18 protein-coding genes are annotated in these 20,917 nt (G+C 71.4%); 5 read left to right on the top strand and 13 right to left on the bottom strand.

The annotated features are described in order from the left end of the window. Positions 1-41: 41 nt before the first annotated feature. A complete protein-coding gene (gene ald, locus ABZ664_RS07115; RefSeq protein ID WP_362504274.1) occupies positions 42-1,157 on the top strand; it encodes an alanine dehydrogenase in 1,116 nt (371 codons plus the stop codon). A gap of 94 nt (positions 1,158-1,251) precedes the next feature. Here the strand turns inward: ald and ABZ664_RS07120 are convergent, their stop codons facing one another. From ABZ664_RS07120 to ABZ664_RS07150, 7 genes are all read right to left on the bottom strand, one after another. Continuing rightward, entirely contained in the window at positions 1,252-2,661 is a 1,410-nt protein-coding gene (locus tag ABZ664_RS07120; RefSeq protein WP_362504278.1) for a tetratricopeptide repeat protein, read from the bottom strand. A gap of 295 nt (positions 2,662-2,956) precedes the next feature. Then, complete coding sequence (locus ABZ664_RS07125) at positions 2,957-4,129, bottom strand: sulfite exporter TauE/SafE family protein (protein WP_362504281.1); 1,173 nt, start codon at positions 4,127-4,129, stop codon at positions 2,957-2,959. Positions 4,130-4,432: 303 nt separating this feature from the next. Continuing rightward, positions 4,433-5,638 (bottom strand): hypothetical protein, encoded by a 1,206-nt coding sequence (locus ABZ664_RS07130; RefSeq protein WP_362504284.1) that lies wholly within the window; start codon positions 5,636-5,638, stop codon positions 4,433-4,435. Further along, positions 5,635-6,153, bottom strand: coding sequence for a sigma-70 family RNA polymerase sigma factor (locus ABZ664_RS07135; protein WP_362504287.1), 519 nt, complete (start codon positions 6,151-6,153; stop codon positions 5,635-5,637). Before ABZ664_RS07135 ends, ABZ664_RS07130 begins: the two co-directional genes overlap by 4 nt. 120 nt (positions 6,154-6,273) lie before the next feature. Next, positions 6,274-6,897, bottom strand: a complete 624-nt coding sequence (locus ABZ664_RS07140) for a Uma2 family endonuclease (protein ID WP_362504290.1) — start codon at positions 6,895-6,897, stop codon at positions 6,274-6,276. 93 nt (positions 6,898-6,990) lie between these two features. After that, positions 6,991-7,638 (bottom strand): response regulator transcription factor, encoded by a 648-nt coding sequence (locus ABZ664_RS07145; RefSeq protein WP_362504293.1) that lies wholly within the window; start codon positions 7,636-7,638, stop codon positions 6,991-6,993. After that, positions 7,635-8,762, bottom strand: a complete 1,128-nt coding sequence (locus ABZ664_RS07150) for a sensor histidine kinase (protein ID WP_362504296.1) — start codon at positions 8,760-8,762, stop codon at positions 7,635-7,637. Before ABZ664_RS07150 ends, ABZ664_RS07145 begins: the two co-directional genes overlap by 4 nt. Positions 8,763-8,893: 131 nt before the next feature. Between ABZ664_RS07150 and ABZ664_RS07155 the strand changes: the two genes are divergently transcribed. Then, the gene (locus ABZ664_RS07155) at positions 8,894-10,660 is read left to right on the top strand and encodes a gamma-glutamyltransferase family protein (protein ID WP_362504299.1); all 1,767 of its coding nucleotides are present in this window, start codon (positions 8,894-8,896) and stop codon (positions 10,658-10,660) included. A 188-nt stretch (positions 10,661-10,848) separates the two neighbouring features. Here ABZ664_RS07155 and ABZ664_RS07160 read toward each other — a convergent pair whose 3' ends face one another. Then, entirely contained in the window at positions 10,849-11,025 is a 177-nt protein-coding gene (locus tag ABZ664_RS07160) for a hypothetical protein (protein WP_350946585.1), read from the bottom strand. Between the two features lie 137 nt (positions 11,026-11,162). On the opposite strand from ABZ664_RS07160, the gene ABZ664_RS07165 reads away from it, so the two are divergent. Together ABZ664_RS07165 and ABZ664_RS07170 are read left to right on the top strand one after the other, a co-directional pair. Continuing rightward, a complete protein-coding gene (locus tag ABZ664_RS07165) occupies positions 11,163-12,074 on the top strand; it encodes an SURF1 family protein (RefSeq protein ID WP_362504302.1) in 912 nt (303 codons plus the stop codon). A gap of 29 nt (positions 12,075-12,103) precedes the next feature. Next, entirely contained in the window at positions 12,104-12,421 is a 318-nt protein-coding gene (locus ABZ664_RS07170) for a DUF3817 domain-containing protein (RefSeq protein ID WP_350946587.1), read from the top strand. Positions 12,422-12,622: 201 nt separating this feature from the next. Here ABZ664_RS07170 and ABZ664_RS07175 read toward each other — a convergent pair whose 3' ends face one another. Then, positions 12,623-12,814 carry a hypothetical protein gene (locus ABZ664_RS07175; RefSeq protein ID WP_350946588.1) on the bottom strand — a complete coding sequence of 64 codons (192 nt, stop codon included), beginning with the start codon at positions 12,812-12,814 and terminating at the stop codon, positions 12,623-12,625. A 359-nt stretch (positions 12,815-13,173) separates the two neighbouring features. On the opposite strand from ABZ664_RS07175, the gene ABZ664_RS07180 reads away from it, so the two are divergent. Beyond that, complete coding sequence (locus tag ABZ664_RS07180) at positions 13,174-14,094, top strand: helix-turn-helix domain-containing protein (protein ID WP_362504306.1); 921 nt, start codon at positions 13,174-13,176, stop codon at positions 14,092-14,094. A 74-nt stretch (positions 14,095-14,168) separates the two neighbouring features. On the opposite strand, the gene ABZ664_RS07185 is transcribed toward ABZ664_RS07180, so the two are convergent. The 4 genes from ABZ664_RS07185 to ABZ664_RS07200 all read right to left on the bottom strand — a co-directional run bounded on the left by ABZ664_RS07185 (position 14,169) and on the right by ABZ664_RS07200 (position 20,672). Continuing rightward, positions 14,169-15,521, bottom strand: a complete 1,353-nt coding sequence (locus ABZ664_RS07185; RefSeq protein WP_362504309.1) for a hypothetical protein — start codon at positions 15,519-15,521, stop codon at positions 14,169-14,171. 177 nt (positions 15,522-15,698) lie between these two features. Beyond that, positions 15,699-17,255: a serine/threonine-protein kinase gene (locus ABZ664_RS07190; RefSeq protein ID WP_362504311.1), complete on the bottom strand. Its 1,557-nt coding sequence runs from the start codon at positions 17,253-17,255 to the stop codon at positions 15,699-15,701. Further along, positions 17,248-19,107, bottom strand: a complete 1,860-nt coding sequence (locus ABZ664_RS07195) for a hypothetical protein (RefSeq protein WP_362504314.1) — start codon at positions 19,105-19,107, stop codon at positions 17,248-17,250. Before ABZ664_RS07195 ends, ABZ664_RS07190 begins: the two co-directional genes overlap by 8 nt. After that, entirely contained in the window at positions 19,104-20,672 is a 1,569-nt protein-coding gene (locus tag ABZ664_RS07200) for a serine/threonine-protein kinase (RefSeq protein ID WP_362504317.1), read from the bottom strand. The genes ABZ664_RS07195 and ABZ664_RS07200 overlap by 4 nt, the downstream gene beginning before the upstream one ends. Positions 20,673-20,917 lie beyond the last annotated feature (245 nt).

A 20,917-nucleotide genomic window follows, 5' to 3' on the forward strand; every position in this document is an offset into this window, starting at 1 on the left:
GACCTCGGCGCCACTCCGTTGAACCAAGGAAAGGAAATCCCATGAAGATCGGCGTGCCTGCCGAGGTCAAGAACCACGAGTACCGCGTCGCCGCGACCCCGGCGGGCGTGCACGAGCTTGTCCGTCACGGCCACGACGTCTACATCCAGCGCGACGCGGGCCTCGGCTCGCACCTCACCGACGAGGAGTACCTCTTCGCCGGTGCCAAGATCCTCGACACCGCCGACGAGGTGTGGGACCAGGCCGAGATGATCCTCAAGGTGAAGGAGCCCATCGCGGAGGAGTACCACCGCATGCGCCCCGGCCAGGTGCTCTTCACCTACCTGCACCTCGCGGCGGGCCGCGAGTGCACCGAGGCCCTCCTTGAGCGCGAGGTCACCGGCATCGCGTACGAGACCGTCCAGGTCGGCAACACCCTGCCGCTGCTCGCCCCGATGTCCGAGGTCGCGGGCCGGCTCGCCCCGCAGGTCGGTGCCTACAACCTCATGCGCTTCAACGGCGGGCGCGGCGTGCTGCCCGGCGGCGTGCCCGGAGTGGCGCCCGCCAAGGTCGTCGTCATCGGCGCGGGCGTCTCCGGGCTCAACGCCGCGCAGATCGCGGTCGGCATGGGCGCCGACGTCACCGTCCTCGACCTCAACGTCGACCGCCTGCGCTTCATCGACGCCATCTACCAGGGTCGTCTCAAGACCCTTGTCTCGACCTCGTACGCGATCGAGAAGGAGGTCCTGGAGGCCGACCTCGTCATCGGCGCGGTGCTGATCCCCGGAGCCAAGGCCCCGACCCTCGTCTCCAACGAACTGGTCTCCCGCATGAAGCCGGGCTCCGTGCTCGTCGACATCGCGATCGACCAGGGCGGCTGCTTCGAGGACTCCCGCCCGACCACGCACGCCGAGCCGACCTACCAGGTCCACAACTCGATCTTCTACTGCGTGGCCAACATGCCGGGGTCCGTCGCCAACACCTCCACCTACGCGCTGACCAACGCCACACTGCCCTACGCGGTCAAGCTGGCCGGCCTGGGCTGGAAGGAAGCGCTCCAGCAGGACGACTCCCTCGCGCCGGGTCTCAACACCCACGCGGGACGGCTCACCAACAAGCAGGTCGCCATCGCCCTCGAACTGCCGTACGTGCCGGTCTCCGAGGCCATCGCCGCCTGAGCCGGGCCCCGCACGTCCCGCGCGGTCAGGGTGCGGGACGTGCGGGACCCACAGGCCCGGCCGGACCGGCTCGTGAGACCGCGGTCGGTGCCGGTCACGGTGACAGGCCCGGGCGCAGGGCGCGGGCGGTGACCAGGACGTGTTCGATCTCCGCCGGCGTCGGCCAGGGGGCGCCGCCGGGGCGCAACAGCGCGGCCCGTACGGCGGCCAGGTGCTCGACCGCGCCCAACGGCAGCCCGCTCCGTTCGGCCAGCCACGTCGTGACGTCGGTGTGGTCGCGCAGCGGCCGGGTGACGAGATCCCAGGTGCCGAGGATCTCGGTCAGGTCGGCGATCCTCAGGGTGGCGCCGCCCCGCCGGGCGACGGCGGCCGCGGCCAGCTCGGCGCGGGCGACGAGCTCCGGCTCGGTGGTCCGGCCCCACGGGGGAGAGGGCGGATCGGACAGCCACCGTTCCGCCTCGCGGGAGAAACCCGCGGCCGACAGCAGCGCGGCCAGCTCGACCGCGGCCCGGTGGTGCCCGGCCTGTGCCGCCTGGCGGAACCAGTGCTGCCCGCCCTGCAGGTCGCTGTGCTCGGCGATGAGCAACAGGCCGAAATTGAAGGCGGCCTCCGGGTCGCCGCTCGCCGCGGCCCGGCTGAACCAGTGGCCGGCCCCCTGCGCGTCGCTCATCTCCACGCACACGAACCCGGCCGTTCGCTGGTCGTCGATCCTGCCGGTGCAGGCCGCCCGCTCGAACCAGGCACGCGCGGTGCGCAGGTCACCGAGGGAGAGCGCGATCCCGCCGAGCTGGGACGCGGCGCCGGGGTGCTCGTGCCTGGCGGCCAGCCGGAAGAACGCCTCCGCCCCCTCGGGATCGAGATTGGCCTGCAGGAACAGCCCGAGATGGTAGGCCGCGTCGGCATGACCGTTCCGGGCGGCCGACTCCCACCAGCGCAGCGCCTCGTCCTCCTCCCCGGCGGCGTAGGCGAGGAAGCCGAGATCGTGGGCCGAGGCGAGGTCACCGTCCATCGCGGCCCTGCGATGCCACTCCACGGCGGCCTTCACCTCGCCGCCGTCCTCGCAGAGCAGCGCGAGCCGCCTGGCCGCCGCCCGGGAGCCCGCCCCGGCCGCCGTCTCGAACCACCGCCGGGCGGCGGGGACGTCGCCGTGCTGGTCCAGCAGGAGGGTCGCCAGGTTCACCGCCGCCTCGACGTCTCCGGCGTTCGCCGCCAGCTCGTACCACCTCGCGGCCTCCGCGGGGGTGCCGTGTTTCTCGTGCCAGATACCCAGGTTGTAGGCGCTGTCGAGGTTTCCCGCGGCCGCCGCGCGCTCCCACCAGTGCCGCGCCGCCGAGCGGTCACCGCACTGGGCGAAGTGGCGGCCGAGCAGGTGGGCGGCCTGCGCGTCGCCGCCGTGCGCGGCGAGCAGCAACTCCGTCTCGCCGTCCATGTCGTTCTCGTGCTCGGTGCCGCGGGGGGTGGGTACCAGCCCCGCGGTCGTCTCCGGGTCGTCAGGCCACCCCATGATCACACTCCTCGCCGACGGCGCCCAACCGACAGATCACAGGGTGACACGTAAGCACTCCGTGACGGAGGGTAATCGCGGACTTTCGCTACCCGCCCTGCTCCCCGGTCCGCTCGGGTGTTCGGACGAGGCGTACGAATCCCGCCCGCACGCCTGTCGAGTCATCGCGGCGCTACGTTCGGTGAGTGCGGACGAACGCCTCCCGGCCGGGGGCGGCAGATCCTGTCGAAGACACCACGGTCAGGCAGACGACGAGCCAGACCTCACCGGGAGGCGTTCACCTCCATCCTCACTGTCAGACGAAGCGGATGAACCCCACATACATCCCCATCGAGCAGACGTAACGCAGCGATCCCGCGTCCCGCGCGCCCAGCCGTACGGTGGCGGGCAGTGTCACGTCGCGGCCGTCGATCGTGAGCGTCCGGGTGCAGCCGGGGGCGCCCACCAGGTGGAAGACGAGCTCCGTGGGGAATCCCGCGCGGGCGGTCACCACACCCGGTCGGTAGCCCCGGTCGGTGGCCCAGATGTCGATCCGCTGGACGCCGCCGGAGCGTACGGCCGCCCGCGCCTGATCGCCCGTCGTCCCTGCCGGACCGCCGGGGAGGTCGCCCGCCAGACCGTCCGCTGCTCCTGCCCTGTCCGTCGCCCCCGCCATCGGGTTCCGCGCGGTCCCCGCCGGGGCGCCCGCCGCCATCGCCGGGCCGCCGGATCCGGGGAGCCACCCTCCGAGGCTCAGCCCCGAGGAGATCGTCCACAGACCCGTCGCGAGTGCGACGACCCCGGTCAGCGCCGCCAGCCTGGTGGTCGCGGCCCGCCGCAGGACCAGCCCGAGAAGCGCGAACGCGGGCGTCGTCCCCACCACGAACCCCGCCATCACCGCGCTCCCGCCCAGCGCCGACCCGCTGGAGACCGCCACCGTCTCGATGCCGAGCGTCACCCCGCACGGCAGCAGGATCGTCGCGGCACCGAGCGCGAGCGCCCTGGGAGCGGGGGCGGTGATCCCGGTGATGCCGGTGATCCCGGTGATCCCGGATACGCCGCCGCGACGGGACGTACGCCCGCCCGATGCGACGCCCGGGTGGCATCCGGTTCGCGGTCCGCGACCGAACATGCGGATTCCGAAGCCCGCGACCGCGATCCCGGCCGCGACGAGCAACGCGGCCCTGACCTGAGGGCCGAGCAGCACGGCGGACCCGGCCAGTCCGAGCAGCGCCCCGGCCACCGCGTGGGAACCGAGGCGCCCGGCGAGGAAGAGCGCGACGACCACGGGACCCGAAGGCCCCGTCCCGGCACCGCCGTCCTTGCCGTCTCCGCCGTTCCCGCGGTGCTCGTCGGTTCCGTCGGTCCCGCAGTGCTCGTTGGCTCCGCCGGGTTCGTCGGTCCCGTCGCATTCGCGGGTCTCGCGGTGCCGGCGGGAGCGGGCAGGAAGGTCACGCGAGGTGAGACCTGCGAGCAGGCCACCCTGCACGGCCGTGCACGAGGCCGTACCCGCGACCAGTCCCGCGGCGAGTCCGGCGGCGAACAGCGCGGCCGGCCCCGCGCTCAGCGGACATCCCCGGTAACCATCCCGATCTCCACTGACCCAACGTAATCTCGCCAGAGGATGACCGATAGTGATATTTCCTTACCGAGCGCTCACGCTGTCCTTACCGGACGTCCACCTTCCTCGGCGTTTTTCTGCGTCCCTTGACGACCCGGAAGTGCCCCTCCGGGGCGTTCTCGCTGTGCGATGGACATCACGGCGCGCGGTGAATCCCGCCGATGGCGAAACTCAGCGGGCGGCGGCGTTCAGGTCGACGAGAACCTGCGTGCCCGACCCCGACCGGAACCGGAGCATGTCCTCGTGCGTATACAGGGTGGGAGCGGCCTTGTCCCCCCGGCGCGTCGGAACCGGGAACAGCCGGCCGGTGCGTCCCGTGGCGAGGTCGTGCACAGAACTCGCCCCCCTGCCGTCGCGGTCCTTCTGGTGGAGAAGGACGAAGCGGCCCGAGTGGAGATACCCGCGAGCCGTCCCCGGCAGCGCGTGCCGCCCGGTTCCGTCGCGTCGCCACGCCTCGATGTCGTTGAAGCACCACGTCACCCCGCAGTCGTTCCACGACGTCCGCCCGGCCGGAGGAACCACGTCCCTGGCCTCGCCGGTGAGCACGTTCTTCAGGTGCTCCACGGGGCGGGAAGCGGATCTCTCCTCCGCGCTTCGCCGAGGCCGTTCGGCCCACGGCCAGTCGGCGAGGTGGAAACCTTTGGTGCCGTCGACCAGGGACGCCTTCCCACCCTTCAGCGGAGCCCGGTAGACACCGCCACCGTCGACCGGCGACCAGACGGCCGTGCCGTCGGCGACGGCCAGGTCGATCCCGCTGTAGCTGTCGTCGATGATCACGGCCTTGACCGAGGCGATCCGCCGCGGGACGCCGCCCGTGGCCGGCACCGCCCATATCTCCGTCCTGCGGTCGTTGAGCGTGGACCATGCCAGGTAGCCGTCGCCGAAGACCAGCGTGCTCGACGCGTTCGAACTCGTGAGCGGCGCGATCCGGGTGAACCTCCGCCTGTCGACGTCGTAGGACCAGATCCCGTCGGGTCGGTTCCCGGTGAGTCCCGCCCCCACCACGACCCGGTCGGTGACGAACACGTCGGGGGTGAACACCCGGCCCCCCGGTGCCTTCGTCGGGATCTCGTGCACCGCGCCCGGCCAGACCTGCTTGACCGGCGGCGCGAAGGGACCGACGTAGGGCGTCGGCTGTGCCGCCGGAGCCGTTGGAACCGCCGGAACCGTCGGAGTAGGTGACGCGACCGTACGTGTTCCCACGACGGTGGCCGTCGTCACGATCGCGATGGAGGCCGCGACCGCCACCGGTGCCCACGACCTGAAGAGCGGCGACGACCTACGTGACGCGGGTAGCGTCCTGAACCGCTCGTCGTCCCGTACGGCCTCCGCCCTGGCGGTCATCGCGTCCCTGAGCCGATCCTCGATGTCGGTCATGCCTTGCCTCCCAGTTCGCGCTCAAGCCGTTCCAGGGCCCTGAAAACGGTGGACCGTACGGTGCTCTCTCTGACGCGCATCATCTGGGCGATGCCGGCGTGGGACAGGTCGAGGTAGTAACGCAGGACGAGGACCTCGCGCTGCCGCCTGGGAAGGCGGTTGAGCGCGGCCAGCATCTCCTGCCGTGACTCGCCGAGCAGCGCGGCCGTCTCCGCCGAGTCCACCGACTCCTCCCGCCGCCCCACCATCACCCTGGCGGCGATACCGCGCCTGCGCAGGACGGAACGTGAGGCGTTCAGCACGCAGACGCGGATGTATGTCAGGGTGAGCGGCTCGGGGGGCCTGCCGTGCAGCCTGGAGAAGACGTCCTGTACGACGTCCTCCGCGGCCTCCCTGTCGCCGAGGAGCAGTACGGCGAAGCGCACCAGGGCGAGTCGGTGCTCGCGATACAGGCCGACCAGTATCGTCTCGGCGCCTGGTGGTCCGGGCGCGCGAGCGACTATCTCACCGTTCATGACCTAAAGAACGCGTACCGCTCCCGATCCGCTGCTTCGACGGGCACGGTCATCGCGGCCCCGCCCTGTCGGCCGATCGGGGCCGCGGAGCCTACCTTCCGTGGCGTACGGCCCCGCTCCTCACGGTGCGCTCAGGGTGTTCGCGAAGATCGAGGTGTCGAGGGTGAAGTCGACCGGCTCGGGCAGGTGCAGGCGCGAGCCCATCTCGACCCGGGTGGAGGTCCGGTACTCGTCCTCCTTGGGGTCGCTCAGGACGGTCACGGTGGCGGGGGAGACCACGGGGTCGATCAGAAGCATCACGGGGACACCGCCCGAGGCGTAGATGGCGGGCTTGCGGTCGCGGTCGTCGAAGGTGCTGCCCGGGGACACGATCTCGGCGACCATGAGGAGGCCGGAGGAGAGCAACTCGCGGGCGCCCCAGCGCGGGCAGTCTTCGGGCGCCAGCACGAAGTCGGGGACGATCGGGTCACGCGGTCCGTCCATGCAGACGTCCACGTTGCCGCTGAAGCCGTCCCACTCTTTCTCCTCAAGGAGGGGAAGAAGGGCGCGATACAGGCGCATCGCGATCCTGGCGTGCTCGGGGGTGCCCATCGGGCTTACTACCAGTCTCCCATCGATGATTTCGGCCCGCAGTCCTGGAAGCTGCGGAAGCGCGTCGAAGAGTTCGCGCGCCGTTCCTGGCAAGGGCTGGGACGAGGTCTCGGGGGAGGGGCACAGCTTGGCGTGGCTCCGTCGCGATGTCATGAGCATGACGATATGTCTCTTCGTGTTCTTCTGAACACGTTGAGTATCACAAGTGGTGTGGGTCGGCGCGAGCCTTTACCGGAAGGTGGGGCGTCAGATCCAGCCGGGGCGGACGAGGCCGGATTCGTAGGCGATGACGACCAGCTGGGCGCGGTCGCGGGCGTGGAGTTTCATCATGGTCCGGCTGATGTGGGTCTTGGCGGTGGCGGGGCTCAGGAAGAGCTTGCCCGCGATCTCGTCGTTGGTCATGCCGGTGCCGACCAGGGTGAGGACCTCGCGCTCGCGGTCGGTGAGCAGGTCGAGGTCGCGGGCGTGGCGCGGCTCCTTGGCCCGGCTCGCGTACTCGGCGATCAGGCGACGGGTCACGCCGGGGGAGAGCAGGGCGTCGCCCGCGGCCACCACCCGGACGGCCTGGATGAGCTCGGCCGGTTCCGTGTCCTTGACGAGGAAGCCGCTGGCGCCGCCCCGGAGGGCCTCGAAGACGTACTCGTCCAGCTCGAAGGTCGTGAGGATGATGATCTTCGGCCCGGCGGGCATCTCCCGGGTGGCGGTCAGCCCGTCCATGCCGGGCATGCGGATGTCCATCAGGACCACGTCCGGCTCGTGCTCGGCGGCGAGCCGCAGGGCCTGGGCCCCGTCGGAGGCCTCGGCCACCACGGTCATCCCCGGCTGCGCGTCCAGCAGGGCACGGAACCCCGCCCTGACGAGGGCCTGGTCGTCGGCGAGAACAATCTTGATCATCGGGATTCCTCCGGGATCGGCAGCAGGGCCTCGACGCGGAAGCCCCGGCCGTGGTGCGTGGCGGTGAGCGTTCCCCCGAGCGCCGATGCCCGCTCCCGCATGCCGGGAACGCCGTTCCCGCTGCCCAGGCTCTCCCCGGGGGCGTCGCCGCCCGAGTCGGTGACCTGGACGGTGAGCGCGTGGGGAGCGTAGTCGAGCACGATCGTGACCGAGGCGCCGGGGGCGTGCCGGGTGACGTTGGTGAGGGCCTCCTGCACGATGCGGTACCCGGCCCGGTCGACGCCGGGAGGCAGCGGCCCGGCCTCGCCGACGATCTCCTTGGTGACCTGTAGCCCGCTGCGCTCGACGAGCTCGTCGAGCCGGTCCAGCCCGGCGGTGGGGGAACGGGGGGCGCCGTCGCGCAGGACGTTGAGCACCGACCGCATCTCGGTCAGCACGTCCTTGGACGCCTGCTTGATCGTGGTGAGCGCGGTCCGCGCCTGCTCGGGGTGGTCGTCGATGAGGTGCAGCGCGGTGGACGCCTGCACGTGGATGAGGGAGATGTTGTGCGCGAGGACGTCGTGCAGCTCCTGGGCCATGGTGAGCCGCTCCTCGCTGGCCCGCCGCCGTAGCTCCTCCTGCTCCACCCGCGCGTGCTCGGCCTGCCGCTCACTCCTGGCCCGGGAGAACTCCGCGGCCACCACCGCGAGGCCCATCAGCGCGGCCACCGCGAGGTCGTGGAACCAGCCGGTCGTACGAACGGGGGCGAACCAGGACGTGTAAACCACGAAGAACACGTAGGCCAGGCCCCATATCGACCAGGCCACCCGCCGGTGGCCGGTGACCACGGCGGTGTGGAACGCGATGATCGGGCTGAGGAAGACCGGGCCGTAGGGGTAGCCGAGGCCGATGAAGATCACTGTGGAGCCCGCCGCGACGGCCAGGCTGAGCACCGGATGGCGTCGGCGTACGATCAGGACCAGCGGCCCGGCCAGCAGGAGCGCCCAGCCCAGTGGGTCGAGCGGGATCCTGAGTATGCCGGGGTCGTGGACCTGCCACCACTGCACACCGCGGGTGACCATGCCCTGGAAGACCCCCACGAGCAGCGGGAGCGGCAACTCGGCCCAGCGGGGTTTGGCACGCACGCTCAGCACTGTACGTGCGCCCACAGGCAGGGCGCGTCCATCTCGTGAGGCATGAGGTACTACACCCCCTGCGGTAGGGAAGGGGCTGACAAGGCTTACGGGCTGAGTCAAGCTGTCTGCGGGAGGTCATCATGATCAATCGTCGAATCGCCGCCCCCCTGGCGGGGGTCCTGGTGGGAAGTTCCTTACTGCTCGTCCAACCCGCCGCCGCCTCTCCACAGGCGTCACCGGTACGGCCGGGTGCGGAGAAGAAACCCGTCGCGGAGGGGTACGGGGGCGCGGTCTCGACCGTAGACCTCGACGCCAGCAAGGTCGCGCTGGGCGTGCTGCGCCAGGGCGGCAACGCCATGGACGCGGCGGTCGCCGCGGCGGCCGCCCTGGGGGTGACCGAGCCCTACTCGGCCGGGCTGGCCGGGGGCGGGTTCATCGTCTACTACGACGCGCGCCGCAAGAAGGTCCACACGATCGACGGCAGGGAGACCGCTCCGAAGGCGATGGGGCCGACCTCTCTGGAGGGCATCCCGTTCGAGGAGGCCGTGACCAGCGGGCTGTCCGCGGGGGTGCCCGGCAGCGTGGCCCAGTGGGAGCTGGCGCTGCGCAAATTCGGCACGCTCTCGCTGAAGCAGGCGCTGAGACCCTCGATCGAGCTCGCGTCCAGGGGATTCAAGGTCGACCAGACCTTCTACGACCAGACAGCCGCGAACGCCGCCCGTTTCAAGGACTTCACCTCCACGGCCAAGCTCTACCTGCCGGGTGGCGCCCCGCCGCCGGTCGGTTCCACCTTCCGAAACCCCGAGCTGGCCGAGACCTACCGCAAACTCGGCAAGCAGGGCGGTGGGTGGCTGTACGGCGGTGCCCTGGGCGCCGAGGTCGTGGCCACCGTCAAGAAGCCGCCGGTCACTCCGGGCTCCACCCGCAACGTGCGGCCGGGACTGATGGAGCTGGCCGACCTCAAGGCATACCGGGCGCTCGAACGGCCGCCCACGAAGGTGACCTACAAGGGCATGGACGTGTACGGCATGGCGCCGCCGTCCTCCGGAGGCTCTACGGTCGGCGAGGCGCTCAACATCCTTCAGGTCCTGCCGAAGGTCGGTGAGCACGAGTATCTGGAGGCCTCCAGGCTCTCCTTCGCCGACCGGGGCAAGTACGTCGGCGACATCCCGGGCGTCCCGCTCGAGGAGTTGCTCTCCGACGGGTTCGCCAAGGAGCGCGCCTGCCTGATCGGCGAGCGGGCGCTGACGAGCCCGGTCGCGCCCGGCAACCCCGACGGGACGTACGGGCCGTGCGCCCCCGCTTCCTCGGCGGAGGCCACCCCGTCGGCCCCCGAGGGGCCGGAGACCACGCACCTGGTGGTCACCGACCGGTGGAACAACGTGGTCGCCTACAACATCACCATCGAGTCGACCGGCGGCAACGGCATCGTCGTCCCCGGCAGGGGTTTCCTGCTCAACAACGAGCTGACCGACTTCACCTTCGGCCCGGCCCCCGGCGACCCGAACCTGCCCGCGCCGGGCAAGCGGCCCCGTTCCTCGATGGCGCCGACGATCGTGCTGGACGACGGCAGGCCGCTGCTGGCGCTGGGCTCCCCCGGTGGTTCGACGATCATCACCACCGTGCTGCAGATCCTGGTCAACCGCTGGGACCTCGGCATGTCGCTCCCCGAGGCGCTCGCCGCGCCCCGTGCCACCCAGCGCAACACTCCCCAGACCCAGGCGGAGCAGGCATTCATCGACCGCTACGGCGCCGAGCTCACCGAACGGGGCCACAGCCTCGTACTCAACCCCGAGATCGGCGCGGCCACCGCGGTCGAGTTCCTGCGGAACGGGAAGCTCCAGGCGGTGGCGGAGCCGACCCGTCGCGGCGGAGGCAGCGCGCTGGTGGTGAGCGAGCGCAGATAGGGTTCCCGTACTCGCGGCGGCACGTACGGTGACGGCGCGAACGGATACCGGACCCGGCGGCGCGGTCTCAGCCGCGCCGCCGGGGACGCCGAAGGGGCGTCGGCGGGACGCCTAAGGACGTCCAGGGACGTTCGGGAACGCGAAAAGCGCCGAGGGCGATGCCGTCGGCGCTGCGGACTCCCCGGTCGTCAGAGCAGCAGGTACGCGGCCACGGCGACGACGACCAGCACTCCGACCACCACCGCCGCCGTGATCGGCAGGACGAGCGACCGCTTCTCGGGGGCGGCCTCGGGGTCCTTACGCTGGGCGAACGCGCGGAACGCCTGGGTGTTGCCCGCGGGGTCAATCTGCTGAGGATCAGACATGGAGATGACTGTAGCGATACGGGATACCTCCCAACACTGATTTGTCCACTTTCACGAGACGGATTCCGCTGCCTGGCCAGGGACGAGGGCCAAGGGCCGAGGGCCGGACCGCCGACCGGGGCGGATAGCGTGGTGTCATGCTCCGGATCCTGTTCTCCGCCCGCGTGGTGGTGCTCCACCTGCTCGCGGTCGGGGCCCTCGTCGTGTGCGGGCTGCTGGGCAGGTGGCAGCTCGGCGTCTTCGAGGATTCCGGCATGCCTCAGTCGCTGCGGGATCCCGCCCCCGTGGCGGTCGCCACCCTCACCGCGCCGGGGAAGCACATGACGGCCGACGCGGTCAGCCGCCAGGTGACCGCCGAGGGCACCTTCGACGTCTCGAAACAGCTCCTGGTGGCCGAGCGCGACGGAGGGCTGTGGCTGCTGGCTCCGCTGGACCTCGGCGACGGCACCTCCATCCCGGTCGTACGCGGCTGGGTGGCCACGGCGGGAGATCCCGCCGTCACGGCCCCTGCCGAGGGGCGGGTGACCCTCAGCGGGCGCCTGCGGCCCTCGGAGTCCACCGACAGCGTCCAGCGCCGGACCAGGCAGCTGCCGCCGGGGCAGGTGCTGACCGTGTCGTCGGCCGAACTGGTCAACCTCTGGCGGGGCACGAAGCTGCGCGACGGTTTCGTGATCGCCACCGCCCAGTCACCGGCTCCCGCGGTCGCGGCCAGGCCGGTGAGCGCCCCTCCGCCGACCGAGCCGGGCGGGCTCACCTGGCGCAACCTCGCCTACGCCGCCCAGTGGTGGATCTTCGGGCTTTTCGCGGTCTTCATGTGGTGGCATTTCGTTCGTGACGCGCTGCGCGGCGGCACGCGGAAGAGCGACGCCACTCCCGCCGACGCCGACGCCGACGCCACCGCCACTGACACCGCCACCGACGCCGAATCCGGTGCCGTTCCCGACTCCGCCTCCGACGCCGGGATCGTCCCCGGTCCGGGGGCCGCCCACGGGGGCGGCGCCGGTGGAGAACCGGAGACATCCGCCCTGCCGGCCCGTACCGCCCCGTGAACCGAACCCCAAGACCGAGGTAACCGACCGTGGAATCCGCTCTCAAGCCCTTTCGCATCCTGGCCTACATCGTCGGCGTGATGCTGCTCATCCTGGTCACCTGCATCGTGCTCAGGTACGGCTTCGGTATCGAGGAGCCCTCGAAGATCGTCTCTCCGATCCACGGCTTCCTCTACATGCTCTATCTCGTGGCCACGATGAACCTGGGCATGAAGGCGCGCTGGACGTGGCAGTACATCCTCGGGGTGATGCTCGCGGGCACCGTGCCGCTGCTCTCGTTCGTGTTCGAGCGCAGGGTGACCCGCCGGGTGGAATCGGAGCTCGCGACCGCCGCCGCTACCGCCTGACCGATCCGGGCCGGGTTCGGAGGCGGCTCACGGTGCGTCCGACCGGGACCGGGCCAGGTCCGGAGGCGGGCTACCCGGCCCGGGCCGGGTTCGGAGACGGGCTCACGCGGTGCGCCTGAACGGTCCGGCCCGGAGGCGGGTCTGAACGGCCCGGCTCGGGAACGGGATCGCGAGGCCGGGCCGTGCGGGGGCGTCGCCGCGTCAGCGGCCGAGCCCCCGGCGACGCGAACGCTTGAGACGCTCGCGCTGAGACGGGTCGAGCATCAGATAGCCGACGACCGGGGCGGCGACGACGCCCAGGAGGATCAGCAGCGTCAGGAAACCTGGCAGGAACAGCCACGACAGGAACACCACTGCTCCGGCGCCGATCGCGTACTTCTGGACGGGCGACATCCTCAACATCCTCCGAACGCGGGGCGGACGCCCCGTCTGTAGTTCATTGTGCGTCGCCCGTCCAACGTGTGAACCCATCGCCGTGGTTCCAGCCGAGATATATCGCGATTTTCCTGTGATGGCAGCTCCCTGCCACGGGTGTGACAGGAGGGCATACCGGGCTGTCCGGGCGGCGCCGGGTTGGTAGTTTGGCGGTTTCGCCGGGAACGAGAGTGAACATGTTCCACCGGAAACCGACATGATCATGCTCGCCGGTGCCGGGTTCGGCGACGGGCACCACCGCAGGAGTGAGGACCGGACGGGCGCGACCACGCTCGCCGGCGGTGAGAACAATCACGCGACCATGTGGAGGACAGGCTGTGGACGGCACTGAGCGTGAGCCTGTACGAGGCGAGCTCAGTGCGATCGGACAGGCACTGGCGATCCTGGGAGACCGGTGGGTGCTGCTGATCCTGCAGCGGGCGTTCCTGCTGCGGATCCGGACCTTCGCCGGCTGGCACGACGCGCTGGGCATCTCCGAGTCGGTTCTCGCCGCCAGGCTCAGGGAACTGGTCGACCACGGCATCTTCGAGCTGTCGGCGTACCGCAGCGGTCGCACCCGCTACGAGTATCGGCTGACGGAGCGCGGGCTCCGGTTGTGGACCCTGCTGGTGGCGATCCAGGCGTGGGAGCGAGACTGGGTCGAGCCGAAACGGCGCCCGCCACTGCTGCACGAGCAGTGCGGCCAGGACGCCAAGCCGCACCTCGGGTGCGGTTCCTGCCTGCGGCCGATGAGTGCCCGCGACACCCGGACCGAGCCCGGCCCGCTCGCCACGTTCTCCCGGATCGGCACGCCGCGGCGGCACCGCCGCACGGTCCGCTCCGACACCCCGATCGACCTGATCGGCTACTACACGACGTCGATGGAGATCCTCGGCGACCGGTGGAGCACCAGTGTCCTGGCCGGGGCGTTCCTCGGCATCCGCCGGTTCGTCGACTTCCAGGCCGGTCTCGGCATCGCGCCCTCGGTGCTCACCGACCGGCTGCGCCGCTTCGTCGAACTGCGCGTCTTCGACGCCCGGCCCGACGGCTCGTACCGGCTCACGGACAAGGGACTCGCCTTCTTCGAGGTCTTCGCCTTCCTCGTCGACTGGGCCCAGCGCGAGTTCCCCGCCCCCGAGGGCTCGGCCCTGTCGATCACCCACGCGTTCTGTGGCGCCACCTTCCAGCCGGTCCTGCTGTGCAGGGCGTGCGGCCGACCGCTCCAGCGACGCGAGGTCCGCTTCATCCTCCCCGAGTGACGGCGGTCCGGGGCTCACCATTCCGATGACGACACTGGGGGGTCGCGACCGGAGGGGCGGCGATCGGGGATTCGCTACCCGGAGGGCGGCCGTTCTGGGGGCGTCTCCCGGACGCGGAGTGAGTCGACCGTCCAGCGGGCCGCCTGGAGGGCTCCGGCACTGCCCCTGCCATCGGTGTCCGGAACGGTGAACCGGTGATACTGCAGGGCCGTCACGATGTTTCCCGCACGGATGACGATCACCGAGTTGACGCTCGAATGGCCGTTGCTGATCTGGTAGGCGTAGGCCTCGTCACCGAGCCCCGGAACATCGGCGGGAGCGCTCACGGCCCGTGTGTCCTTCGCGTCCTGTGCGTGGAGGCGAAGGTATTTCGCGTGCGCGAGCGCCGCCTTCGATTCGCGGACGACCGTGATCTCCAGCGTGTTCCTGAGACTGCCGGGCGCGGTCGCGTCAGCCGCCTGCCACTTGCACGTCGTCTTCTCTCTCGACGGAGAGGGCGCGAGGTAGAGGCGGCCCGCCTGTTCCTCCGAGATCAGGGAGCACGGGTCAGGAGCCTTCGCGAAGAAGGTGGGCAGTGGCGCCGGAGCCGTGTTCGTCGGCTGGGACGCGGGACGGGACCAGAGCCAGAACGCCGTACCGCCACCGGCCAGGAGGACCAGTGCGGCGGCCACGACGAGCAGGCGGGTGCGGCGTGATCCGGCGGGACCGGGGGTGAGCCCCCGCAGGATCGTGCGGGCGGTGTCGGCGTCCGGGCGGTGGGCGGGGTCGGCCGCGAGCAGACTCTCCAACAGCGGGGCGAGCGGGCCGGAAGTCGCCGCGCCGGTGCCTCCCGAGGCGGGGCCGGATTCACCGATGTCTCCCAGAGGAGAGGCCGGAGCGGTGCCGTCCGCCGGGCGGGGGCCGGTGTCCGGCGCCTGCCCCTCGACGGCGGTGAACAGGACGGCGCCCAGGTCGCGCAGCTCGTCGGTGGCGTCGAACATGGCGAAGCCGGTGACCACGACCCTGCCGTCAGGGGTGAGAAGCACGCTCTCCGGGCCTGCCAGAAGGTGAACGCCGCGCTCGTGGGCGGCGGTCTGCGCGTCCAGTACGCGCAACCCGACCTCGGCCGTCCGTGCGGAGGTGAGCGGCCCCTCGGCCCGGACGGTCTGCAGCACCGAGCGGCCCTCGACCGACTCCAGGATCAGCCAGACCTGGTCGGGGAAGGAGACGACGTCGTGCAGGGCGATGACGTTCGGGTGTCTGAGGTCCGCCGCGGCGCGGATCCTGGCGAGGAGCCCGTCGCGCTGCGGGCCGGGCGGCGGGAGCGCCATCCCGGTGACCGTGACGTCGCGCTGGAGCAGTTCGTCGCGGGAACGCCAGGTGGTCCCTGTCCGGTCGTGGCGCTCCAGCAACCGATAGCGACCGGCCAGCAGGTTCGGGTCGCTCATACCGGTTCCTCGGGTGCGATGGTGTCGAGCCGTGCGGGTCTCTCGGATGTGGCGGCGCTGAGCCGTGCCGGTCTCTCGGGTGCGGTGGTGCCGGATTGTGCGGGTCTGCCGAGAGCGGTGACGTCGAACCGCGCCGATCGCCCAGGGGCCGCCGGGGGAAACGCGGGACGGGGGCGCTCAGTCAAGGTTGTTCAGCTTCTCGGCGACCTGGCGGGCGGCGCGAAGGGCCCGCCCGCGCAGCTCGGCGTTCGGACGCTCGCCCTTCTGTGACACGTCGACCTCGATCAGCAGGTTGCTGATCCGGAAACGAACCGTGGAGTGGACCCGGTCCAGCGCGGTCACGTCGAAGGCGAAGGCCTCCGCGCCCACCCGATCGGCCTTCCTGACGGCACCGGTCGTGCCGAAGGGGCCTTCCCCCCTGTCGGCGATGGTCCTGGTGCGTTCGGAGACGAAGAACTCGTGGGCCACCTCCGGGGCGGCCTTCGCGTTCACGGGGGCCTTGCGGGTGAGTGAGACCCGCAACCAGCGCGCTTCCGACGGCCCGCCCCAGCCGCAGGAGGACCCCTCTTCCGCCGATGTGGTCGTCGCGGGCTCGGGGGTCGCGCCGGGCACCACGGCCTGGCTCTGGGCGTCCGCCAGCAGCGAGCAGGCGTCGGGCACGGTGGCGAACCGCCCGGCGCCGGCCGTGGGCGACGGGGTCGCGGGCGCTTCAGAGTCGTTCGACGTCATCAGGACCACCGCCCCGGTCGTGGCGAGCGCCACCGCGGCGAGTGCGACCCCGGTGATCAGGGCGGTACGGCGAGGCTTGGCCACCCGCCTTCCCGGCACGGTCTCCTGCGTGGAGAGGGGCGAGACGGCCGGGCCGGGGGAGACCGGGGAGACCGGGGAGAGTGGCCGCGGGGGCAGCCCCTGGGAGATCTGCCGCAGGGCCGTGCGCAGTCCTGCCTCTCCCGGGCGCAGCCGGGGATCCTTGCTCAGGGCCGCCATGAGCACCGGAGTCAGATCCCCCGCCCTGCGGGGCGGTGGTACCTCCTGGGTGAGGATCGCGCCGATGGTCGCGGCCGGGGTGTCGCGACGGAAGGGACTCCGGCCCTCGACGGCCGTGTACAGGGTCGCCGCGAGGGACCACAGGTCGGTGGCCGGGCCGTCGTCGGTGCCGCGCAGCCGCTCGGGGGCCATGTAGCCGGGGGAGCCGATCAGCGCGTCCGGGGAGGTGAGCTGGACGTCCCCCTCCAGGACGGCGATGCCGAAGTCGGTGAGCAGCACCCCGCCGTCCACGGCGAGCATGATGTTCGCCGGTTTCACGTCGCGGTGCACGATGCCCCGGCTGTGCGCGAGGGCGAGCGCGTCCAGCACGGCCAGGCCGATCACGGCCACCCTCCGGGGCGGGAGCGGTCCCTCGGCCTGGATCGCCTGTTCCAGCGAACGGCCTTTGACCAGGTCCATCACGATCCACGGGCGGCCGTCCTGCGCGACGACGTCGTGTACGGCCACGATGGACGGGTGTCCCAGCCGGGCGGCGGCACGCGCCTCGCGCAGGGTGCGTTCCCGCGCCTCGACGCGTTGCGCCTCGGGCAGGTGCGGGCCGAGCTTGACCTCCTTGATCGCGACCTCGCGGTGGAGCAGCTCGTCGCGGGCCCGCCACACGACGCCCATCCCGCCCGCGCCGAGCTTCTCCACGGCCCGGTAGCGACCCGCCAGTATCGGCAGCGGGCCCGCCATCCGATCAGTCATCGGTTTTCAGGGAGTCGTTGAGCCAGCGGGCCACCCGCAGCGCGCCTTCGGCGATCTTGCCGTCGGGGTCCTCCTTGACGCCGCCCCGCTCGTAGTCGACCTCGGCGATCAGGTTGCTGACCCGGAAGACCACGGTCGCCTTGTAGGAGCCGTTGTACAGGTTGATGGAGTTGTACGTGCCCGAGGTGAACGCCTCCTCGCCGACGCCCCGCAGGTCCTTGGGCGGGAGGGGCTTGGGGGTGGTGAACTGGCCCTTGTCGACGAGATCCTTCTTCTTGCCCGCCAGATACTCCCTCGCCCTCATGACCTCGGAACCGTCCTGCTTCTGGGCGATCAACCGGACCCGCAGGTCGTACTTCTCGACGTTGGGCTTGCGCCAGTCGTGCTGGTTGAGCCAGTTGCAGACGGAGTGCTCGACCTCCGAGCTCTTGAATCCCGGCACGACCTGGCTCACCTGGTCGTCGTCGAGCAGGCCGCAGGCCCGGGGAGCCGTGGCGAAGCGACCCTTGGCGCCCGACGGTTCGGCGGCGACGGTGTCGTCGGCGTTCGTGACGATCGAGGTGAGGAGGACGCCGATGGTGACCGCCATGCCGAAGAGCAGCGCGCCGGTGAGCGCGACGACGGGCCGGGGTACGAGCACCCCCGTCGTCCGCTCGGGAGGCTCCGCGGACGCGCCCGGTGGCGTGGGAACGGGAAGGGGGGCCGGCTCGCGCGAGGTGGGGGCGTCCTGCGGGCTCTGGTGGGACTGTGTGGGACCGGTAGGGAAGGGCGCGCCGGGGCGAGGCTGTCCCTGCTGGGGTGTGCCCTGGTGGGGCTGTCCCTGCGGGGGGAGACCGGGGGCGGTCCGCTGCTGCGGCGAGGGCTGGTTCTGCCAGGCGATCGGCGTGCCCGGAGATGAGGAGAGCGCGACCTGCGGGGGGACGGGGACGTCCTGCTGGGGGAGCTTCGCCGTGATGTCGGACATCTGCTCGGTGAGGGTCTTCCTGAAGGGCGCGGTCTCCTCTCCCGGGCGGGACGGGGCGGCCTCGTCCTCCTGCCTGCCCGCGACCCCGGGACCTCCGAGGGGCGCGGTCGCCTCGTACCTCTGCGGCCCTGTCGTGGTGGCCGCTCCCGGGGCCCCGGGAGCGCCGGGGCCCGGAGGGGGGGTCTGCCCGAAGGCCGCCGTCGCCGCGACAGCGGAGGGGGGGAAAGGGATGGAAGGGGAGGAAACGGAAGAGGAAGTGGGGCTGGAGGCTCCCGGCTCCGAGGTTCCCCCGACGAAACCTCCCGAGGTCGAAGGGAGCGCGCCGGTGGGAGGCGGCGTGGCCGGAGGTCCTGGACGGTACTGGGAGACCTCGATCAGGGCGCCGCGCAGGGTGATCGGGTCGGGCCGCTGGGAGGGATCGGCCGCGAGCAGGTGGAACAGGACGGGCGCGATCGGGCCCGCGTTGTCCAGGGAACCGCCGGGCGACGGCGGGCGGCCCTCGACGGCGGTGTAGAGGGTCGCGCCGAGTGACCACAGGTCGGCGGCGGGGCTGGTCACCCCCTCGGGGGAGGTGAAGAGCGGGGACGGCAGGGACGGCGCGGCGAGGACGATCTGCTCGTAAGGGCCGAGCAGCACCGAACCCGGCCGTACGTCGCCGTGGAGCATGCCCTGCCGGTGCGACACCGCGAGCTGGTCCAGCACGGCCACCCCGACCACCGCGGCCTGCTGCGGGGACATCGGCCCGAACCGGGCGATCACCTGTTCCAGTGAACTCTGTTCAAGCATCGGCGAGCCCTCGGCTCCGGCGATCCCGGGCCCCGGCGCGGTGGGAGCGGCGTGCGCACCCGCGTGCCTGCCCTGCGATCGAGGGACGTCTGGATGGTTCATCCGCTCGCTTTCTGCTTGTTCAAGGCGTTCGCGACCCATGTCGCGGTGGTGTGAGCGCCCGCCTGGATCGCCGGGCCGTCCTTGCTGCCGTCGACCACGGTGTAACCGACGTCGAGGACGAGGTTGTCCACGCGTACGACCACGTAGCTCTGCTCCAGCCTGCCTGTCTTGCGATTCTCGTAGACGTCGTAACCGAACGCCTCGTCCCCGACGGGTTCCACCGCCATCGGCGCCGTACTGCGGGAGGAGCGGATACCGGCCTGGATCTCCGGCCAGCTCCAGGCGTTCTCCCCGCTCGGTATGACCTCATGGCGCCGGTTCACGAACAGCTCGTGGGCCTGCCGCGGGCTCTTGCCCCACTGGTCGGCGCCGGAGAGACGCACCTCCAGCCCCATGCCGCTGGTGGCCCACTGGCAGCCACCGTCGTTGGTCGGCTTGCCCTCGCCCGCCAGCGCGGGCAGCAGTTGCCTGGCCACGGAGCCGGGGACGAGCGCGCATACGTCCACCGGCGTGGCGAAGGCGCCGGGACTCTCGCTGAGCCTGACCCTCTTCTCGGCGGCCGTGGGGTTCGAGGTGAGCAGGAACGTCACCCCGAAGGTGACCGCGACGACCACCGCGATCCCGGCCGTCTCGACGGCGGCCCACCGCGCCGTACGGCTCAGGCGCGGCTTGGGCGGCAGTACGGAGACGGGGGCGGGAGACGGCGGGGGGACGGGCGGCGCGGCCGGTGTCCCGGTCGCCGTACGACCGGCGGCCAGCTCTCCCAGCGAGCGGGCGACGGACTCGAAGGACGGCCGGGTCTCGGGAACCGGGTCGAGCATGCGCTTCAGCAGCGCGCCCAGCTCGCCCGCGCGCTCCGGCGGCCTCGGCGGCTCGGTGAGTACCCGGCCGATCGCCGCGATGGGGCTCTCCGCAGGGTGCGGCGGCACTCCCTCGACGGCGAAGTAGAGCGTGGCGCCGAGGGACCACAGGTCGGAGGCGGGACCGCCGCGCTCGCCGCGCAGCCGTTCCGGCGCGATGTAGTTGGGTGAGCCGACCAGGTGGCCGGTCCGGCCCGAGGTGGCCTCGCCGTCGGCGACCGCGAACCCGAAGTCGGTGAGGACGGCCTTGCCGGTCCTGGTGAGGAAGACGTTGCCGGGTTTGACGTCGTGGTGGACCACCCCGGCGGTGTGGGCGGCACCGAGCGCGCTGAGGATGCCCACGCCGATCCTCGCCACCTGGTGCGCGGGCAGCGGGCTCCGGTCGTGGACGGTCTGCTCCAGGGAGGCGCCCGACAGCAACTCCATGACGAGCCAGGGCTGATCCCGATCGATGATCACGTCGTGGACGGTCACGATCGAGGGGTGCTTGAGCCGGGCGGCGAGGTTCGCCTCGCGGAGCGCCGAGGCGAAGATCTCCTGTCGCCTGGCGGGATCGAGGTCAGGCGGGAGTCGTACCTCCTTCACCGCCACGTCGCGGCCCAGCGTCTCGTCGGTGGCGAGCCAGACCGTGCCCGCCCCGCCCTCGGCGAGAGGGTTCAGCAGCCGGTAACGGCCCGCCAGCACTCGAGTGTCGATCCCGTTCACCCCGTTCGCTTATCCCATCGCGGACAGCAACATAGTCACTTAGTGGCACATGAACCAATGAACAATGATTCCGCCCCATCCATCGCCCCGTGGCTTCTGTTCTCGTAGTGTTACGAGCATCCTCATGATGCCCCTGGGGCGCGGTGAAACGGGAAGCAGGGGGACTGCTCGCAAGTTCTCCGAACGCCTGGAGATCGTCGAGACGCTGCTCCGCAACCCCCCGGGAAAGATCCTCAAACGGAGCC

This window comes from Streptosporangium sp. NPDC006930 (assembly GCF_040635605.1).
In the GTDB taxonomy this organism is placed as follows: Bacteria; Actinomycetota; Actinomycetes; order Streptosporangiales; family Streptosporangiaceae; genus Streptosporangium.